Source organism: Streptomyces sp. NPDC101234 (genome assembly GCF_044767525.1).
In the GTDB taxonomy this organism is placed as follows: domain Bacteria; phylum Actinomycetota; class Actinomycetes; order Streptomycetales; family Streptomycetaceae; genus Streptomyces; species Streptomyces sasae.
This window is the reverse complement of sequence record NZ_JBIWOA010000004.1, coordinates 139,888-154,649: the sequence shown is the minus strand read 5'-3', so window position 1 is coordinate 154,649 and position 14,762 is coordinate 139,888. Positions and strand designations below refer to the sequence as shown.

The following is a 14,762-nucleotide window of genomic DNA, read 5'->3' as shown; positions in this document are numbered from 1 at the left end:
GCTCACATGTCCTCGGCGAGAACCCGTTCCATCGTCCGCTCGGCGAGCGCGGTGATGGTCACGAACGGGTTCACGCCGATGTTCCCGGGGACCAGTGAGCCGTCGGTGACGTACAGCTTCGAATACCCCTTCACCCGGCCGTAGTCGTCGGTCGCCTGGCCCAGCACGCAGCCGCCGAGCGGGTGGTAGCAGAAGTCGTCGGCGAACACCTTGCTGGACGAGCCGAACAGGTCGTACCGGTAGATCGTCGCGTTGGCCGCGTTGATCCGGTCGAAGAGCTTCTTGGCCATGGCGACCGAGACCGCGCTCTGGGCGGCGGTCCAGCCCAGCTTCACCCCGTCGCTCGCGGAGTCGTAGGTGAACGAGGCCCGTTGGGGGTTCTTGGTGATCGCCAGATACAGGCTCACCCAGGTCTCGAACCCGATGGGCAGCGGGGCGATCTCCGCGAAGACCGGGTTGTCGGTGTTGGCCCAGTCGTCGATGCCCATGACCGGCATGGTCGCCTGGTTGGCCCCGGTGGTGTCCCAGATGTGGTTGGCGCGCCCGAGCATGGTGTTGCCGTTGGTGCTCCACCCGGCGCCCACACTGGAGTTGAGGGCGGGCAGCGCACCGGTGTCCCGGGCCCGGACGAGCAGTTCGGTGGTCCCGAGACTGCCGCCTCCCAGGAACAGGTAGGTACAGCTGTACTGCTTGCTCTCCACGACGGCCCCGGTCGTGTCGATCCGGTCCACGCTCAGCAGGTACGACCCGTCGCTCGCCCGCGTGACCGCCTTGACCTTCTCCATGGTGTGGATGGTGACGTTGCCGGTACCGAGGGCGGCGGCCAGATAGGTCTTGTCGAGGCTCTTCTTGCCGTAGTTGTTGCCGTAGATGACCTCCTGGGCGAGCGCGGACTTGGTGGCGGTGCCGGCGGCCTCCTGCTGCATGTACCCGAAGTCGTAGACGTTGGGCACGAAGGTGGTCGTGAGCCCGGTGTTGGCGGCGGCCTTCCGCGAGGTCCGGGTGAACTGGTACCACTCGGTCGACTCGAACCAGGTGGCGTCGATGGTGTTGACGCCGAGCATGGTGCGGGCGCGCGGGAAGTACGTGTTGTACATCGCGCTCGCGTCCACGGTCGGGAACTGCTCGGTGAAGTACGACTGGCGCGGGGTGACCGCCATCCCCCCGTTGACCAGCGACCCGCCGCCCACACCGCGCCCCACGTACACGGACATGTTGTCGTAGTGCACCCGGTCGAGCACTCCCGGATAGGCGGTGATGTCCTTGTTGACGACGTCCAGCCAGAGGAAGGTGGCGAGCGGCGCCTCGGTCCGGGTCTTGAACCACATGGACCGCTTGTCCGGGGCGGCGGTGGAACAGAAGATCTTGCCGTCGGAGCCGGCCGTGTTCCACAGCTGGCCCATCTCGATCATGAGGGTCCGCACGCCCGCCTGGCCGAGCCGGAGCGCGGCCACGGCCCCGCCGTAGCCCGAACCGACCACGATCGCGGGCGCGTTGTCGACGGCGGCGGCCTCCTCGGCGGCCTGCGCCGACTGGAGTCCGATACGGGTGAGACCGGCCGCGGCGGCGGTCTGGAGGGCGATCATGCCCAGGATATGACGTCTCGTCAGCTGACGCTGCATCAGTTTTGCTGTCATGCGCGCAGCATGTGCGGATTTTCCGGTTCCGCCTAGCCCTACGACAGAGTTAGTGACAACGCGCCCCGAAGGGGTGCGGGGAACTGCGCGACCAGCCACAACGCACCCGCAGCCGAAACACGACCCACGGCTCTAGAGCAACTCCTTCAGCCTCTCCGCAAGGAGATCCCACCGCCACCGCTCCTCGACCCACTGCCGCCCGCGCGCGCCCATCCGCTCACGCAACTCGGCGTCTCCCAGAAGCACCACGATCCGCTCGGCGGCCTCCTCCGCGGACCCGCCCCGCACGACCCACCCGGTCTCCCCGTCCAGCACCGCGTCCGGCGCGCCCCCGGAGTCCCCCGCCACCACCGGCAACCCGGTCGCCGAGGCCTCCAGATACACGATCCCGAGCCCCTCCACGTCCAGCCCGCCCCGCCGGGTCCGGCAGGGCATCGCGAACACGTCCCCCGCACCGAAGTGCGCGGGCAGCTCGGCCCAGGGCACGGCCCCCGTGAACCGCACGGACGCCTCCACCCCGGTCTCCCGCGCGAGCCGCCTCAGATCACCCTCGTACGGCCCGCCGCCCACGATCAGCAGCACCGCGTCCGGCTCGGCGGCCAGGATCAGCGGCATCGCGAGGATCAGCGTGTCCTGCCCCTTGCGCGGCACCAGCCGCGACACGCACACGACCACCGGCCGGTCGGTGAGTCCGAGGCGCGCCCGCACCCCGTCGCCCCCCGACCCGGGATGGAAGGTCTTCTCGTCCACCCCCGGCGGCAGCTGCACCATCCGCGCCGCCGCCTCCGCACCGAGCGCGCCGGCGATCCGGGACCGCGTGTACTCGCCGAGATAGGTGATCGTGTCGGTCGCGTCCCCGATCCGCCGGAGCAGCTGCCGCGCGGCGGGCAGCTGGGCCCAGCCGGCCTCGTGCCCGTGGGTGGTGGCGACCAGCCGCTCGGCGCCCGCCTTCCGCAGCGCCGGCGCCATCAGCCCCAGCGGAGCCGCGGCCCCGAACCACACGGACGTGCACCCGTGCTCCCGCAGCAGCCCGACCGCCGTCCGGGTCGCCGCGGGCGTCGGCAGCAGCATCGTCGTACGATCGCGTACGACGGTGAAGGGCTGCTCCGTGTCGAACTCGGCGGTCGCCTCGACGCCCTCCCGGCTCCGCTTCCACGTGGACGCGTAGACGACCAGCCGCTCGGGGTCCAGGCGCAGCGCCATATTGTGGAGGAAGGCCTGGATGCCGCCCGGCCTGGGCGGGAAGTCGTTCGTCACGATGAGGGTCTTGTGCATCGCCGCAGACCTTACCTGCACAGTGTGTTCGGCCGTGCTTCATGGCCGCCGCACAGGGCGACGGGGGATCATGTGGCCCACTCGACACGGCACGCCGAAGGACAGGGGCTCAGGTGGACAGGACGGGCGTGAAGCGTGCCCTCGCGTTGCTGCTGGTCGTCTGGGGAGCCGGCCGGCTGGTGCTGCTGCTGTTCGTCCTGAAGGTGTTCGTGTTCCCGGGCGCGGACGTCACCACCGACGTGTCGGTGATCTACCAGGGCTGGTACGAGGTGCTGCGCCACGGCACGTTCCCCCTGGACGACGTCACCTGGCAGTACCCGCCCGCGGCGGCCCTGGCGATCCTCTCCCCCGGGCTGCTGCCCTTCCTGGACTATCCGACCGCCTTCTTCGTCCTGGCCTTCCTCGCCGACCTGGCGGTCCTGGTCCTCCTCCTCTACACGGGCCTGCGCCCCGGCCGCACCCTGCGCGGCGCCTGGGTCTGGGTGCTCGGCGTACCGCTCCTCGGCCCGACCGTCTACGCCCGCTACGACCTGATGGTCACCGCGGTCGCGGTCGCCGCGCTGCTCGCCGGGGCCAGGCATCCGAAGATCATGGGCGCCCTTGTGGGCTTCGGCGCGATGGTCAAGGTATGGCCGGCCCTGCTCCTCGTGGGTGCCGTACGACGACGGGCCTGGGTGTCGGCGGCGGTCACCGCGGGTGCGGTCGGCGGGCTGTTCGCGGTGGCCATGCCCGGCGCGTTCTCCTTCCTGACGTTCCAGCGGGACCGGGGCACCGAGGTGGAGTCGCTCGGCGCGCTGGTCTTCCACATCGCCCGGCACTACGGCTGGCACGGCCAGGTACTGCTCAACTACGGCTCGATCGAATTCCTGGGCCCGCAGGTGAAGGCGGTGAGCACGGCGGCCCTGCTGCTGACCGTGCTCGCCTTCGGCTGGCTGCTGCTGTGGCGGCTGTCGGCGGTCCGCTTCCGGAACCACACGCTCGCGGACGCCGCCTTCACCGCCGTCCTGATGTTCACGGTCACCAGCCGGGTGATCAGCCCGCAGTACATGGTGTGGCTGGTGGGCCTGGCCGCCGTCTGCCTCTGCTTCCGGGCCGGCCGGATGACCGTGCCGGCGGTGCTGGTCGTGCTGGCCTCCTTCGTGACGGTCCTGGAGTTCCCGGCCGGCTTCGCGCACGTGGTCGTGAGCGACTGGTACGGCGTCACACTGCTGCTCCTGCGCAACGGCCTGCTGGTCGCGGCGACGGTCACTGCGGCCCGGGCGCTGTGGCGCTCCACCGCGGCCGACGATCCCGTCGCCCCGTTTCCGTCTCAGGCCGCCCGAACCAAGGAGAACTCGGTCTCCTCCTGAGCCCGGGTCAGCAGCACCGCGACAGCCGCGCACTGCACGCCCATCGCCAGGGCCAGGGCCGGACAGATCCCGGGCAGCCCCAGCCCGGACAGGGTGTGGGCGAGCAGGAGTTGCACGGCCGTGCCCAGCAGGGTGACCCGCAGCAGCGCCGGCGCTCCCCCGCTGCCCTCGAAGACCCCGCCGAGCGCGATGAAGCCGGCCATCAGGAGCAGATACGGCCCGACGCGGCGCAGGAACAGCACCCCCTGGTGGGCGACGGCGGGCCCGGCGCCGAAGGCGGCCATGATCCAGGGTGCGGTCAGGGCAAGCAGCAGCGCGGCCGTCAGCCCGAGCGCCCCCGACACCAGCACGGCCTGCCGGCCGATCTCCCTGCGGGCGTCGCCGCCCCGGCCCCGCGTGTGCGCGGTGTGGATGGAGGCCGCCTGGCGCACGGCGTAGAAGGCCGTCGTCGCGACGTACATGACCTTGTACGCGATCGCGTACGCGGCCACCGCCGTCACCCCGAGCCGGGCCACGATCGCCACCAGCACCAGCGCGCCGCCCTGCCGGACGGTGAAGTCGGCGGACATGGGCAGCCCGGATGCGCAGCGTCCGGCGCAGCGCGGCCGCCACGGGTTCGGCGGGGGGCGCCTGCAAGGCCCCGCGCAGCACGGCGTTGCGGCGCAGGGCCCACAGCCCCACGCCCAGGGCCGCGCAGCGGCACAGCACGGTGGAGACGGCGGCGCCCCGGACGCCGTAGCGGTGGATGAGGAGCGGGTCGCAGACCAGGATCAGGCCGTTGGCCAGGAGGGCCAGGCGCATCGGGGTGCGGGTGTCGCCGGCGCCCTTGAGGATGCCGTCGACCAGTTGCTGGGCGAAGAAGACGGTCATGCCCGGCAGGGAGATCGTGAAGTAGGCGGTGGCGAGGGGCAGGGCCGGGCCCGGGCCGCCGAGGACCAACCGGGCCAGGGGCTCGCGCAGCAGCAGCCCGCCGGCCACGACGGCCGGCGTGACCAGGCCGCACAGCGCCCAGCCCCCGCGTACGGCGGCCCGTGTCGCGCCGGGATCCCGGGCGCCTCTGGCGTGTGCGACAAGCACCGTCGTGCCGGAGGCGAAGACCGGGGCGATGCCGAGCAGCACGTTCTCGGCGTTGGTCGCGACGGCGACGGCGCCCTCTATCCGGCGATCACACGGCTGGTCGCGGCCGGCAAGCTCGACCAGCGCACCGAGGACGGGGCGGGCGCGGCCCCGCGCCGGGTGCTGTCGCTGACCGAGAAGGGGCGGTCGGAGCTGCTCGACCGGCTGCGCACGCCCAAGCAGGCCGAGATCACCGACCACGTCCGCTTCAACACGGTCCTGGCCTTCCTGCGCCACCTGCCCGACCCCGCGGCGCAGGCGGCCGTACTGCGGCGCCGGCTCGACTTCCTGGAGGCACCGTCGAGCTTCTTCTACCGGGGGACGGCGAGCCGGTGCGGGCGGAGGAGAGCGGGGATCTCTTCCGGGAGGGGATGCTGCGGGTCGCGCGGGCGACCGGCACCGCCGAGCGGGCCTGGCTGAAGGAGGCGATCGAGCGGCTGGCTCAGCCGCCGAGCTGATCCGTCAGATACTCCCGCCAGCGCTCGGTGAAGTCCGTCAGGGTGGTGCCGAGTTCCTTCCGGAGCGCGTCCTCCACCGCGCCGGCCCGCTCCTTGTGCGCGCCGACGGCCCGGTAGAAGGCGCCGAGCCGTTCCTCGCCCCAGTGGGCGGCGATCATCCGGCAGGCCAGCCAGCCGCCCTCGTAGGCCTGGGCCAGCTTGGTGGGGTCGTCGGTGAAGCCGAAGTCCTTGTCCGCCGGGAGGCCGGCCGGGGCCTCCCCGCCCTGGACGGCGCGGGCGAGTTCGGGGGCCGCCTCGGTCGGGGTGCGGCCGGTGTGGAGATAGCCGATCCAGTCGGCGTAGCCCTCGGAGAGCCACAGGGGGGTGGCGGGCGTGGTGTGGGCGCGGGTCGCCACATGGGTCGTCTCGTGCGTCAGCACCACCTGTCTGCCCACCTGGCCCAGGACCGCGTACGCCTCCGGGTTGAGGATGACCCGGTCCGCCGGGGTCGTGCCGGAGCCGCCCGCCTCTCCCGTGGTGACGGCCGCGATGCCCTGGTAGTCGGAGGCGGGGGCGCCGAGCAGGCCCGCCATGCCGTTCAGCGACTTCGGCACGAGCAGTACGACCCGGCGGGTCCAGTCCGTGCCCCAGACCGCGGAGACCGCGGGGACGGCGGTGTCGGCGAGCCGGGCGTAGCCGCGCAGCGCCTTCTCGGACTGGCCGACCCCGAGGACGAGACTGTGGGCGCTCCTGACGGCCGTCACCTCGCCCTGGTCCCAGAGCTGCTGTCCGGCCTTCTTGGCGGGCTTGTCGTAGGTGACGTACCACTGGCCGTCGGCGGTGCGGTCCAGGTCGAGCGTACGGTCCGTAGTGACCGGCGCCTTGTCATAGCCCCGGATCCGGTAGCGGAGCTGGGCGTCGACGGTGGCCCCGGCGCCGTCCCGGTGCACGGCGGTGACCCGGTAGCGCCACTCGGCGAGCGGTACGGCCCGCAGGTCGGCGTACGAGCTCCGGGTGCCCGTCCGGCCGTACGCCGTCTCGTCATGGCCGAGGACCGCGGCCGAGCGCCGGTCCAGGACCTGCTGCACCTCGTTCACCGCCGTCGCGGTCGGCGACTGTCCGCCGCCGCATCCGGTCAGCGGCAGGAGCAGCAGACACAGCCCCACCGCTCCTGAGCGCCACACCCGCCTACGACCGGCCACTTTCCGATCGTACGGGTCGGGGCCCGAAAGTCAGGGCCGGGTGACCGAGGAGACGGGCATCATCCCGACCGGGTCGTAGCGGACCGGGGCGCCCGGGTAGGGGGCGTGGATGACCTGGCCGTGGCCGACGTACATGGCGACATGGCTGGCGTCGGAGCGGTAGACGACCAGGTCACCGGGTTGCGCCTGGGAGAGCGGGACCTGGTGGCCGGCGTAGCGCTGCTCCTGCGAGGTGCGCGGGAGGTGGATCCCGGCGTGTGCGTACGCCCACTGCATCAGGCCCGAGCAGTCGAAGCCGGAGGGGCCGCTCGCCCCCCAGACATAGGGCTTGCCGAGGGCGGCGCGGGCGGCGGCGATCGCGGCGGCGGCTCGGCCGTTCGGGGGAACGAGACCGGAGAGGTCGGGCAGGTCGTCGCGGCCGTCACCCCGGGAGGCGTGCTCGAAGGCGGCGCGGTCGGCGGCGGACATCGTGTCGAGCAGGTGCTGGGCCGCGGCGAGCTTCCGCTCCACGGTGACCTTGTGGGTGGCGACCGCCTCGCGGCTGCGCTCCAGTTCGGCGAGCTCGCCGGCGGCCTCGGAGCGCTCCTGGGCGAGTTCGCGCAGCGCCGCCCGCAGCTCCCTCAGCTGCCCGGCCCGGCGGACGTCGATGCGGTCGAGGAGGGACGCCTTGGCGAGGTAGTCCTCGGGGTCGTCGGAGAACAGCAGGGCCACGGTGGGGTCGAGGCCGCCGGAGCGGTACTGGGCGCCGGCCAGCGAACCGAGCGCCTCCCGCATGGTGTTGATGCGCTGCTGCTGACGGGCGATCAGGTCCTGGGCGTCGCTCACCTCGCGGCGCAGCGCGACGGCCCGCTCGTCGGCCTTGTCGTAGGCCTGGGTGGCCTCCTCGGCCTGCTGGTACAGCCGGTCGACCTCGGCGCGGCCGTCCCCGTGCGGGGCGGCGTTCGCCGGTACGGCGCCGAGCGCGGCGGCCGCGGCCGACAGCACGCAGAGGGCGGCACCGGCGCCCCGGTCGAACCCGGACGGCACAGGCCGTCGATGGGACCTCACAGGAAGCCGCACTCCTTCGATCGTCGGACGCCGACGGTCTCCCCCGGCACCGGGGGAAACGCGCCGGACATTGACGTCCTCCCCTGCCCAGGGCAGCGGATTCCGGTCCGCACCGCTCAGCGGCGCCACCGCGGGTTCCTGTTTCACAGGCCGCTGCCGACCCGTGTGGGTCGGTCTCACACAGCCTCCGCAGGCGTGACTTCCCGCCCGTCCGGCGGTAGGTCCGACGACTTCCGTCGCTGGACGCGGCGATGCTAGCCGCGCGGCCGCGCAACGGCCAAAGGCTCGCCCTGGGCGCACAACACGATGCCCCGCCTCCGACGCAGGTCAGGGGCGGGGCGGGGGTCACATCAGGCCGACGCGGTTCGCCCGTTCGGACGACCCCATGTCGTGATCTTGAGCGGCCTCGGAGTCTCGGCGGAGGTCAGATCCGGACGCCGAACTCGAAGGTCATGTCGCTCATCGCCTCGTAGCGGACCACGGCGCCGGTGTGCGGGGCGTGCAGCACCTGGCCGTTGCCGGCGTAGAGGCCGACGTGGTGGTAGTCGCCGAAGAAGATGACCAGGTCGCCGACCTTGAGGTCGCTCGCGCTGTAGATGCGGGTGCCGGCGTTGGCCTGCGCCTCGGAGGTGCGCGGGATGGTGACGCCGGCCTGGGCGTAGGCCCAGGAGGTCAGGCCCGAGCAGTCGAACGAGGAGGGGCCGGAGGCGCCGTAGACGTACGGCGAGCCGATCACACCCTGGGCGGCGGTGAAGGCCGCGGCGGCCCGGCTGGAGGCGGAGCCCGTGTTGCCGAGGTCCACGCGGGCGGTGGAGCGGCTGGCGGCCTGGGCCTGCTCGGCGTCCAGGGCGGCCTTCTCCTTGGCCGTCAGGGTGTTGAGCAGCTTCTGCGCGTCGGCGAGCTTGCCCTGGACGGCGGTCTTCTGCTTGGCCAGCTCGGTGCGGGTGGCGGAGAGGTCCTTGAGCTTGTCGGAGGCCTCTGCCCGCTCCTGGGCGAGTTCGCGCTGTTTGTCCTGGATCTTCTTCAGGGCCTCGACCTGCTGGCTGCTCAACTGGTCGAGCGTGGAGGCCTTGTCGAGGTAGTCGTCCGGGTTGGACGAGAGGAAGAGCTGGACGGACGGGTCTATGCCGCCGGAGCGGTACTGCGCGGTGGCCAGCGAACCGAGGCTGTCGCGCAGCTTGTTGAGGTCTTCCTGTCCACGGGCCACGTTGTCCTGGATCGTGGATATCTCCTTCTGCAGCTTCTGCTGCTTGTCCTTGGCGCCATCGAGCTTCTCGGTGGCCTGCTCGGCCTCCTCGTAGAGCTTGTCGACCTTGGCCTTGACCTCGTCCTTGCTCAGCTTCTCACTGGGCGCCGCGTTGGCGGCGTTGGCACTGAGGACGACGGCAGCGGCGGCTGCGGTGGTCAGCACGGTCACGCGCGCGCGACTCGGCTGCTTGGGTCGACGATGGGACGCCACGGAGACGGGCTCCTTCGTTTGAGTGATCACCCGTGTGGAGGTTCGAGGCCAGACCCTAGTGACCTTCTTGTGATCAGTTCAAATCCCAACAGCCAAAAATCTGGTCACGCAACACACTCTTTGCACATAACTAACGTGCCGTGACGTTTGATTGACCCAACGTTGCTCGACGCATCGGTCAATTCGGGCATTGCGTATGCGAATTGAACGTTCAGGACAGTCGCTTCAGAAGCATCGCAGAAGCCACCGGTCGGGCACCCGCCTTGGCGACCCCGTCGGCGACCTCGCGGTCGGTCGAGGCGACGATCACCGGACGGCCCGGCGGCTCGGCCCGCACCAGCTGACGGATCAGCTCGTCCGCCGTGACACCCGGCTTCGAGAACAGCACCCGGACGCCGCGCGGCGGGGCGAGCAGCACCGGCGCGACCAGTTCGGCACCGTCGAAGACACACGTGACCTCCGCGCCGGTCTGCGCGGCGAGCTGGGAGAGCTGACCGAGCAACCGTAGCCGCTGCTTCTCCAGCGGCATCTGCGGATAACCGGTCTTGGTCACGTTGTAGCCGTCGACGACCAGATGCGCCTGCGGCAGGGCGAGCAGCTGGTCGAGGATGGCGGGATCATGCTCGGACAGCGCACGGGCGGCGATGTCCTTCGGGGTCATCCGTCCCGGTTCGACCGCGTCCACGGTGTCGGCCGGCCGCAGCGACACCGGCGGCAACGCCAGCTCGCGGCGCAGCCCCTGGGCCGAGTCGAGAACGGTGTCGAGCAGCAGCCGCAGCCGCATGTCCTCGAGGCTGCGTCCCTCGCGGGCGGCCCGGCGGCTGGCCTCCAGGGCGGCCTCGACCTCGCCGAGCCGGGCCTTGAGCCGCCGGCTCTCGCTCTCGGCGGCGGACACCTGGGCCTGCCCCTCGGCCCGCCCCGCCTCCATCTCGCCCTGCAGCTTGCGCAGGGCGGCCTCGCCGCGCTTGACGTCACTGAGGGCGGCACGGAGCTTGCGGTGCAGCGAGTCCGCTTCCTTCTTCGCCGCGTCCAGCTCGACGCGCAGCCGCTCCGTCTCGAAACGGGTCTGCTCCCGGGCCCGGTCGAGCTCCTCGTGCAGCCGCTCCAGCTCGGCGCGGCTCTCCTCGTCGGCGCGCTCGGCGTCGGCCCGCTGGGCCTCCTCGCCGGCCGCCGCGACGAGCTTCACCCAGCCCGTGGGGCGCAGTACATAGGCCGCGGCCGCCACATCGAGCGGGTCCGCGGCCGGGGGCGGGGAGCCGGAGTCGAGGGCGCCTGCGAGTTCCGGCTGGGCCTCTCTCAGCTTCTCCCCGATCCGCTGCCGGAAGAGGGTGTCCGTCTCCAGCGCGGCCGCCATCGCGTTCCCGGCGAACTTGGCCCGACGGTTCGGGGCGAAGCGCGCGTACTGCCGCAGCTGTGCGGGGAGTTCGGCGATCGTCAGCCCGCCGAAGCCCTCCGACACGATCTGTACGACCCGCCGTCGCACGCCGTCGGGCAACGGACGGTCAAGCACCTCGGCGGTGCCGTCGCCCGGCCCCCCGCCTGTGGTCTCCACCATCCGTCACACCCCATCACCTGTGCGGGGCCGCCTCCCGGTCTCAGGAGTCGGCGCCCGGCCTGTCCACGAGTTCCACCTGGTCCACCGCGTTGCACCAGCGGCAGCGCACCGACTCGATGGTCTCACTGACCACCTCGCGCTCCTCGACCTTGGCCTCCCCGGCCAGGTCGAGGTGGACGTACTCGACGACCTTCGACGAGCGGGTCACGTCGAAGCGCGTGAGGTTGCCGCAGAGTGTGCAGCGCCACCGCGTCGTGGCGGTCGGCAGGGGAACCGTCATCGTGACTGTTCGCTTCCTTCTAGTGTCCGTGACGCGCCGTCCCGACGCGTGTGGCTCGTAACCCTACGGCCTGGCGGGTACTCGACGCCCGCCTGTCCACGGCGGCGAGGCGATCTGCGCCGGTGCGTCCCGTTACGCCATGCTCTATGTCCATGATCGGCAACTGGAACACGACGGCCGGCCGGGCCCTGCGGAGCCTGAGGAACACGTCGGCGCCCATGACGTACACCCTCATCGCCGTGTGCTGCCTGATCTTCGTACTCGGCCCTGCTTCCGGCCTGACGCCGTCCTACGGCACCGGGGAGACCCTGGCCGCCGCCCAGCGGGCGTATTTCCGCCACTGGGGGGTGGTCCCCGCCGAGCTGTTCGACGGACCGGCGCGGGAGGCGCTCACCCCGGCCACGGCGCTGTTCATCCACGGCAGCTGGGTGCACCTGCTCGGCAACATGCTCTTCCTCTTCGTCTTCGGGGCGATGACGGAGGAGCGGATGGGCCGCGTGGCGTTCACCTTCTTCTACGTCGGCTGCGGCTATCTCGCGCTGCTCGGCTACGCGGCCGCCAATGCCGCCTCCCAGCAGTCGCTGGTGGGGGCCTCCGGGGCGATCTCGGCGGTCCTCGGAGCGTTCCTGTACCTGTTCCCCAGCGCTCGCGTGACCAGTCTTCTCCCCTTCCTCCTCTTCCTGCCCCTGCGTTTCCCGGCCTGGGTGGTGCTCCCGTTCTGGGCGGCGCTGCAGTGGCTGGCCCTGGGGCAGGCCGCCGCCGGACCGGGTGTGGCCTACCTCGCCCACCTGGTCGGTTTCGGGCTCGGCTTCGGCTACGCGTGGGTCCGCTACGGCCGTAGGACTAAAGTGAGGACCGCCCGAGCCCCGGCACCCGAGGGAGAGAACCAGCCGTGATCACCGCGATCGTCCTCATCAAGACCAGCGTGGACCGGATCCCCGAGATCGCGGAACAGATCGCCGGGCTGGAGAGTGTCAGCGAGGTCTTCTCCGTCACCGGTACGTACGACCTGATCGCCATGGTCCGGGTCCAGCAGCACGAGGACCTGGCGGAGGTCATCCCCGGGCGGATCAGCAAGATCCAGGGCGTGGAGGCGACGGACACGCACGTCGCGTTCCGCACGTACTCCCAGCACGACCTGGAGGCCGCGTTCGCCATCGGGCTGGACAGCTAGGACCTGTCCGGCCGGACAGGTCCTAGTCCCCGAGGGCGAGGACGGTGATGCCGTCGGCGGTCGCGACGTAGATCCGGCCGTCGCGGACGACCGGGCTCTGGGTGCCGACGGACGCCCCGCCCTCGACGCGCTTCCGCCAGGTGCGCCTGCCCTTGCGGTTCACGCCGTAGAGCGTCGAGCCCTGGCGTACATAGAGGGTGTCGCCCGCGACCGTGGGGTCGCTGTACTGGGTGCCCTCGTCGGTGAGCGCGAAGGTCCACGCCTTCGATCCGTCGGCCGGGTCCAGGGCGAACAGCTCGAAGGCGCTCGCGGTGACGGCCAGGCCGCCGAAGGCCACGCTCGTGAAATAGCGGCTCGCACTCGGCAGTTCGTTGCCGGCCCGGTTCCAGAGCGCCTTGCCCGCCCGGCTGATGCCGTGCAGCATCTGCTCGCCGCCCGACCCGACCACCAGGACGTCCCCGACCGGCGTGGGCCGGCCGGTGTCGCTGCCGGCGGCCGTCGCCCAGAGCCGTTTCCCGGTCTTCGCGTCCAGAGCCTGCAGCCGGTCCCCGAACGTACCGACGTACACCACCCCGCCCGCCACCATGGGCTCGCCGGTGGGCGCGGGCCCGGTCGGCGCGGACCAGGCCACGCCGCCGTCGGGGGCGTAGGCGCGCACCCCGCCCGCGTCCGTCGAGCCGTAGGACACCAGGACCAGCTCGCCCGCGGCCACCGGGAACTGGCTGCTCCCGGCGAGCGGCCTGGTCCAGCGCACCCTGCCGTCCCGGCCGAGCGCACAGAGCCTGGTGGAGCCCTCCCGGTCGTCGAAAAGCAGGCAGTACGCGCCGTCGGCGGTGGCGAGCGGGGGCATCACCGGGCCGCCCAGCGGGGTGCTCCAGAGGGGACGGCCGTTCAGCTCCAGCCCGTGCAGCGAGCCGTCCGCCCCGCCGACGTACACCAGGCGCCCGTCCGGCGACACCGCCGCGCACGGGCCGCGGCGGCCGCCGAGCCCCTGGACCCGGCACTGCCAGCCCACCTCGGCCGCCGCCGACGAGACCGTGCCCTTGCCTCCGCTCCCTCCCCGGACCACCAGGCCCGTGCTCCTGGAGGAGTCCCGCAGCCACAGCCACCCGCCGACACTCCCGGCCGCCACGAGTGCCGTACCGCCCGCCAGGGCCGCCAGCAGGCGTCGCCGGGAAGGCGGGGCGGGGTCCTCCGAGGTGACCGTGGGGGTGTCCGTGACCGTCACCGGCGCCATGTACTCGACCCGGCTGTCCCGCTCCCCCGAGCCGTCCTCCGGCATCCAGCGCGCGCCGCTGTCCGGGATTCCCCGCTCTGTCGGCGGGCCGCCCGTGTACCAGCCCGCCCGCAGCCCCTTTCGCAGACTGTCCGCCGTGTGCCCCACCGCCGCGACCACGTCGGCGGGTGCCGGCCGCGCCCCGGGATCGTCGCGCAGACACGACTCCACGAGCGCCAGACGGTCCTTCGGTACGGCGGACAGGTCGACGTCCCCGGTCAGGATCCGCAGCAGTACGACCGAGTCCTGGCCCTCGCCGAAGGGCTCCCGCCCGCCGGCGGCGTACGCGAGGACCGCGCCCAGCGAGAAGACGTCACTGGCGGGTCCCACCCGGGCGCCGTTGCGGATCTGCTCGGGCGAGACATAGCCGACCGACCCGACGATCACCCCGGTCCGGGTCAGCGCCGTCCCCTCCAGGGCCCGGACGATCCCGAAGTCGATGACCCGGGGGCCGTCCGCCGCCAGCAGGATGTTGGAGGGTTTGAGGTCCCGGTGCACCAGGCCCCTGGCGTGGATCGCGGCCAGCGCCTCGGCGAGCGCGGCCGCGAGCAGCCGTACCGCGTCGCCGGGCAGGGGGCCGCCGTCGAGGATCGCGTCCCGCAGGTTCGGCCCGTCCACGTACTCGGTGGCCATCCACGGGCGGGATGCCTCGGTGTCCGCGTCCACGACCCGCGCGGTGTAGGTCCCCGCCCCGCCGACGGTCTGCGCGGCCCGCACCTCGTGCCGGAACCGGGCCCGGAAGGTGCGGTCCTCCGCGTACTCGGCCCGCACCACCTTCACCGCGAGCCGCAGGCCACCGCGTGCCTCGGCGAGGTACACCTCGCCCATGCCGCCGGATCCGAGTCTGCCCCGGACCTCGTAGGGACCGACGGTCCGAGGATCCGTGTCCCGCAGCTCCCGCACCCCGTGCTCCCCCTGCCCTCCGTAGTGCCGCCGAGAGGAGCGTATACGCGCG

General features: G+C 72.1%; 11 protein-coding genes and 2 pseudogenes. 4 read left to right on the top strand and 9 right to left on the bottom strand.

Annotated features, from left to right (window positions below; translation table 11 throughout):
- Positions 1 to 2: 2 nt before the first annotated feature.
- A complete protein-coding gene (locus ACIRR9_RS09230; protein ID WP_403749703.1) occupies positions 3 to 1,586 on the bottom strand; it encodes a GMC oxidoreductase in 1,584 nt (527 codons plus the stop codon).
- Positions 1,587 to 1,769: 183 nt separating this feature from the next.
- The gene (locus ACIRR9_RS09225) at positions 1,770 to 2,912 is read right to left on the bottom strand and encodes a glycosyltransferase family 4 protein (protein WP_403749247.1); all 1,143 of its coding nucleotides are present in this window, start codon (positions 2,910 to 2,912) and stop codon (positions 1,770 to 1,772) included.
- A gap of 128 nt (positions 2,913 to 3,040) precedes the next feature.
- Between ACIRR9_RS09225 and ACIRR9_RS09220 the strand changes: the two genes are divergently transcribed.
- Complete coding sequence (locus ACIRR9_RS09220) at positions 3,041 to 4,261, top strand: glycosyltransferase 87 family protein (protein WP_403749245.1); 1,221 nt, start codon at positions 3,041 to 3,043, stop codon at positions 4,259 to 4,261.
- Here the strand turns inward: ACIRR9_RS09220 and ACIRR9_RS09215 are convergent.
- Positions 4,222 to 5,410, bottom strand: a pseudogene (locus tag ACIRR9_RS09215) (MATE family efflux transporter); the annotation flags it as partial. The gene ACIRR9_RS09220 and the pseudogene ACIRR9_RS09215 sit on opposite strands and share 40 nt — an antisense overlap.
- Between ACIRR9_RS09215 and ACIRR9_RS09210 the strand changes: the two are divergent.
- Positions 5,405 to 5,835, top strand: a pseudogene (locus tag ACIRR9_RS09210) (PadR family transcriptional regulator); the annotation flags it as partial. The pseudogenes ACIRR9_RS09215 and ACIRR9_RS09210 overlap by 6 nt on opposite strands.
- Here the strand turns inward: ACIRR9_RS09210 and ACIRR9_RS09205 are convergent.
- The 5 genes from ACIRR9_RS09205 to ACIRR9_RS09185 form a co-directional block, all read right to left on the bottom strand.
- Positions 5,820 to 7,016: a hypothetical protein gene (locus tag ACIRR9_RS09205; RefSeq protein WP_403749242.1), complete on the bottom strand. Its 1,197-nt coding sequence runs from the start codon at positions 7,014 to 7,016 to the stop codon at positions 5,820 to 5,822. The pseudogene ACIRR9_RS09210 and the gene ACIRR9_RS09205 overlap by 16 nt on opposite strands.
- A gap of 30 nt (positions 7,017 to 7,046) precedes the next feature.
- The gene (locus ACIRR9_RS09200) at positions 7,047 to 8,063 is read right to left on the bottom strand and encodes an NlpC/P60 family protein (RefSeq protein ID WP_403749240.1); all 1,017 of its coding nucleotides are present in this window, start codon (positions 8,061 to 8,063) and stop codon (positions 7,047 to 7,049) included.
- A 424-nt stretch (positions 8,064 to 8,487) separates the two neighbouring features.
- Positions 8,488 to 9,522 carry an NlpC/P60 family protein gene (locus ACIRR9_RS09195; protein WP_403749238.1) on the bottom strand — a complete coding sequence of 345 codons (1,035 nt, stop codon included), beginning with the start codon at positions 9,520 to 9,522 and terminating at the stop codon, positions 8,488 to 8,490.
- Positions 9,523 to 9,733: 211 nt separating this feature from the next.
- Entirely contained in the window at positions 9,734 to 11,077 is a 1,344-nt protein-coding gene (locus tag ACIRR9_RS09190; protein ID WP_365336062.1) for an NYN domain-containing protein, read from the bottom strand.
- Between the two features lie 40 nt (positions 11,078 to 11,117).
- The gene (locus tag ACIRR9_RS09185; protein ID WP_123977830.1) at positions 11,118 to 11,357 is read right to left on the bottom strand and encodes a hypothetical protein; all 240 of its coding nucleotides are present in this window, start codon (positions 11,355 to 11,357) and stop codon (positions 11,118 to 11,120) included.
- A 152-nt stretch (positions 11,358 to 11,509) separates the two neighbouring features.
- On the opposite strand from ACIRR9_RS09185, the gene ACIRR9_RS09180 reads away from it, so the two are divergent.
- Both ACIRR9_RS09180 and ACIRR9_RS09175 read left to right on the top strand, forming a co-directional pair.
- Positions 11,510 to 12,253 (top strand): rhomboid family intramembrane serine protease, encoded by a 744-nt coding sequence (locus ACIRR9_RS09180; RefSeq protein ID WP_403749237.1) that lies wholly within the window; start codon positions 11,510 to 11,512, stop codon positions 12,251 to 12,253.
- Positions 12,250 to 12,531, top strand: coding sequence for an Lrp/AsnC family transcriptional regulator (locus ACIRR9_RS09175; protein ID WP_123977828.1), 282 nt, complete (start codon positions 12,250 to 12,252; stop codon positions 12,529 to 12,531). The genes ACIRR9_RS09180 and ACIRR9_RS09175 overlap by 4 nt, the downstream gene beginning before the upstream one ends.
- Positions 12,532 to 12,553: 22 nt before the next feature.
- Here ACIRR9_RS09175 and ACIRR9_RS09170 read toward each other — a convergent pair whose 3' ends face one another.
- On the bottom strand, positions 12,554 to 14,710 hold the full coding sequence (locus ACIRR9_RS09170) for a PQQ-binding-like beta-propeller repeat protein (RefSeq protein WP_403749235.1): 2,157 nt from the start codon (positions 14,708 to 14,710) through the stop codon (positions 12,554 to 12,556).
- Positions 14,711 to 14,762: the final 52 nt, after the last annotated feature.

Bases quoted from the DNA above. Each gene is read 5' to 3' on its own strand.
- ACIRR9_RS09225 (WP_403749247.1), bottom strand. From the start codon at position 2,912: ATGCACAAGACCCTCATCGTGACGAACGACTTCCCGCCCAGGCCGGGC.
- ACIRR9_RS09185 (WP_123977830.1), bottom strand. From the start codon at position 11,357: ATGACGGTTCCCCTGCCGACCGCCACGACGCGGTGGCGCTGCACACTC.
- ACIRR9_RS09190 (WP_365336062.1), bottom strand. From the start codon at position 11,077: ATGGTGGAGACCACAGGCGGGGGGCCGGGCGACGGCACCGCCGAGGTG.
- ACIRR9_RS09230 (WP_403749703.1), bottom strand. From the start codon at position 1,586: ATGATCGCCCTCCAGACCGCCGCCGCGGCCGGTCTCACCCGTATCGGA.
- ACIRR9_RS09180 (WP_403749237.1), top strand. From the start codon at position 11,510: ATGATCGGCAACTGGAACACGACGGCCGGCCGGGCCCTGCGGAGCCTG.